We start from the raw sequence: 3800 nt of genomic DNA on the forward strand, positions 1-3800 counted from the left end.
TCTGCGAGTGTATTCATTAAAGATAATAAACCTTCCTATTTGCTTAATTTTATTATAAAATTTTTAGTTCAAAATAGCAAGTTAAAGGAATAAAATATTCTTTATGGTAATAAAAATAAAAAAAGTTCAATAAACAATAAAAAATTGGCTAAATAAAAATATATATGTTAAAATAAAAACAAGGAAGCTGAAAGGGGTTTCATTGCGTGAGAAAAAAACGTGGAATTGTAGGTAAGTACGTATGACATACAAAAACATGTTATTAGGTAAAATGAAATACTTAATCCTGTTTTTGATTGCCATCCAGAGTGTCTTACTTGCTCTGGTGGCAATTTTTTTAGCAGGTTTACAGTATCAACAGTCATGGCAGAGTTATAATCATCATTCCGGGACCGTAACAGTTTATCTTCAGAAGTTAACAGAAAAGCAATCACAAGATGTATTTAATTATTTTTTAGAACAGAGTGACTTGTCCATATGGACAAAACGTTCTGAAAGTAGTGATACAGGAGAAGGTCTAAATAGGATTTATATAGACATCCTTGGTAGCTCTGCTGGTTTTTCAGATTTTGAAAGTACGGGTAAAATAGTTGTCTCACAACAACAATTTGCAAATTTATTATCTCATAGTGATAATAATATGACTATTGGACTTGACAAAGGCTCAAATAATATGCTTTACGAGCTTCCAGATTTATTATTTAGCACACCTGTAGTCATTGAACGATTAGATTATACTTTCCAAAACACTAATACGATTAATGGGATCTACCATATCAATGGTCTCCGCGATGCTGTCTCAAGAGATAACTTTTTGCTACATCTTTCAAAGGTGTCAGGTATTTCTGTTGAGGATTTGACAAAAGAAAGTTTTGGAAGTAGTACTGATCAGGGAATTTGGGGAATAATACTTGCTATCAGCATCTTAGTAAATGCCTTCATTTTACTGATCCTATTCTTAATCTGTGTTCTTCAATCCTTTAAACATTTCGGAACATTGATTCTTTTAGGATGGGATAGAAAAGAATTATGGTCTGCTTTTTTCAAAAATTCTCTACTATTTTCAATCTATATTATTCCTATTATCTCTTTATGTAGTTGGTTGTTGTCAGGCTGGTCTAGTTTTGGTTTATCATCGTTTATTCTAGTTTTTGCTGGAGTCAGCCTCTCAGTCTTGTTGCTACTATTGATATTCATTATTCCAACAATTATTGTTTATTCGGTTTCTCCATTAGCAGCAATTCATAAACGATTACCAATGAAGCCTTTAATGGTAACCTGCTTGTTATTCTATACCTTGGTAGCTGGTTTGTTAATCGCAATCAGTTACTCTTTAGATGCTCCAATGAATCAGTTTATTGATAATATGAAAGTATCTAGGGAGTGGAAGAATGTTGAAGATATGTACGTTATCTCCAGCTTTGCTGAGGGAGATGATGTAGGTACATATGCAGGAACTACAAATTCCCTTGAGCGTAGTATGTATAACTTTTACCAGCGTATATCTGAGCTTCCGGGTGTCTATATTGCCCAAGGACAATTTCTTAATCAGGAGTCCCTTGATGCAGTCTATGGGACATACCAGCATGTCCCTAAAAAACCATTTTGGTATTTGAAATTCTCCTATAATTACCTGAAAGACCTAGGTATTCCCCTAAGTGATGAAGAGTTGCTAGAGATGAGGAATGGTACTCGACTTTATCTTCTACCTAACACGCTCAATACAGAAGAACTTGAAGTGATGAAGGCGTATTTACAGGAAAGTGTCACTGTAAAACCGGGAGATTTACAAACTAATTTCACAGAAAATCCGAAATTTATGTTCAAGGTTTACCAACCGTCTCGATCAATATTTACTTGGTCAGATTCTATTTCTTATGGTACAACTAGTGAGAATCCAGTTATTTTTGTCTCAACACCAGAGAATTTATATTTCATGGAGTCGGCAAACTTAGTTGTCAGTGGCTATAATGGTCTTTTGAAGATTCGTGATAGGGAAACGATGAAACAGGTAGTGTCCATTTTAGAAACAGAATTTCCAGATTTAAAGGATAATCGGTTGAGTTTTACAACTGTCAAGAACTTTATCAATGGTCTTCAAAAAGATCTGAGTTATACATTTTATCTTTTCGGCACGATCATAGCGATTATCATAATTACGATGATGGCTATTTTCTGGAGTTTTGTCTTAATGTACCGCATGTTATTTGAAGAAAAATTGTATGTTCAATACTTTATGGGATTCTCACCATGGAAAAGATATATTGGTGTGCTTTCTCTCATTATTAGTTTTTCTGTGATGGAACTAATCGTTTCTATCTTAGTGGGTTCTAAGTTGGGAATAGTCATGACACTAGCTACATTTGCTTTTCAGATAATGCTACTTTACTTCAGTTTGTTCCGTAAAGAAGGAGAGAGTATCATACAATCATTTAAGGAGTAATCTCATGTCTAGAATTTCAGTACAAAATGTATCAAAACAATTTGGTTCAAGAGAAATTTTCAAAGACTTAAGCTTTGATATTGAGGAAAATGAATTTGTAGCTTTAGTAGGACCTTCTGGTTCTGGAAAATCGACTATCCTCAATATGATTGGACTATTGGATACTGTTGACAGTGGTAAAATCCTAATCAACGGAAAAGTTTTGCCTAAGGTAAATTCGCAATCAGCAGTTCATTACCGAAGGAATGTCATCAACTATCTTTTTCAATCCAATGCACTCATTTCTACATCTAGTGTGAAAGATAACCTGATGCTTGCCATGACTTTTTCGAATTTCTCTAGACAGGAGAAGGAGCAGAGAATCAAGGAAACGCTAGAATTTGTTGGTCTACAAAATCGGTTAAATAGTAAAATCAATGAATTATCGGGAGGTGAACAGCAGAGAATTGCGATTGTGAGAGCTATTTTAAAGCCCGGAGATATTGTCCTAGCAGATGAACCAACCGGATCGTTAGATCCTGAAATGTCTCAAAAAGCATTCGATTTGATTCGAACTTTGAGAGATCAGTTTGGTAAAACAATTTTGGTTGTTACGCATAACATGGAGCAAGCACGGCAATGTGATAGGATCATTTCACTGGAGTCGGTTCTTGCAAATTAACTCAACCATTATTTAATGCTAAGGCAAATTGGAAAGCTGGAAGTATGCAAGAAGTATTGAACGTAATTCAATCACAACATAAGTTTTAAAACGTCTAGACGTACTTAGAAAAACATAAAAAAATCTTCTTGTTATGTACTGACCCCAAAACCTAGACAAAAAATTTATCCTCTGGGGCCAAGAGCATTCTATAGTACTTTTTTGAAAAATCTATCTTTATTTTTACAGAAAAATGGCATAATAATAGTATAGATAAAAAAAGAAAGGCAGTGCTGTACTGACCCCAAAAAGTTAGACAATTAATTTAATCAAAGGATTTAGTTCTGTATTGTACAGGACTAAGTCCTTTTAGTTTTACCTTAATTCGTTTGTTGTTGTAGTAATCAATATAGTCGACAATGGCTTGTTCCAAGTGCTCAAGTGACTGAAACGTATTCTCATAACCATAAAACATTTCAGACTTAAGAATGCCAAAGAAAGATTCCATCATACCGTTATCTGGGCTATTTCCCTGACGTGACATAGATGGTTGGATTCCCTTATTCTTTAAAAAATGATGATAGAAATCGTGTTGGTATTGCCATCCTTGGTCACTATGGAGAATTGTATTTTCATAATGGTTCGCTGTAAAGGCTTGTTCTAGCATAGCTTTCATTTGTACTAAGTTCGGCGAAGTAGAAAGATTGTAGGAGATAA

General features: G+C 34.2%; 3 protein-coding genes. 2 read left to right on the plus strand and 1 reads right to left on the minus strand.

Translation table 11 applies throughout. From position 1 onward, the window contains the following. Window positions 1-241: 241 nt before the first annotated feature. Window positions 242-2443 carry an ABC transporter membrane-spanning permease-amino acid transport gene (locus ADG03_RS09910; RefSeq protein WP_021153267.1) on the plus strand — a complete coding sequence of 734 codons (2202 nt, stop codon included), beginning with the start codon at window positions 242-244 and terminating at the stop codon, window positions 2441-2443. A 4-nt stretch (window positions 2444-2447) separates the two neighbouring features. Continuing rightward, window positions 2448-3104 (plus strand): ATP-binding cassette domain-containing protein, encoded by a 657-nt coding sequence (locus ADG03_RS09915; RefSeq protein ID WP_021153266.1) that lies wholly within the window; start codon window positions 2448-2450, stop codon window positions 3102-3104. Between the two features lie 304 nt (window positions 3105-3408). Here ADG03_RS09915 and ADG03_RS09920 read toward each other — a convergent pair. Then, a partial coding sequence (locus ADG03_RS09920) for an IS3 family transposase (protein WP_049472606.1) occupies window positions 3409-3800 on the minus strand: 392 nt, incomplete at its 5' end.

It is taken from the genome of Streptococcus parasanguinis, from assembly GCF_001069785.1.
Taxonomy (GTDB): domain Bacteria; phylum Bacillota; class Bacilli; order Lactobacillales; family Streptococcaceae; genus Streptococcus; species Streptococcus parasanguinis_T.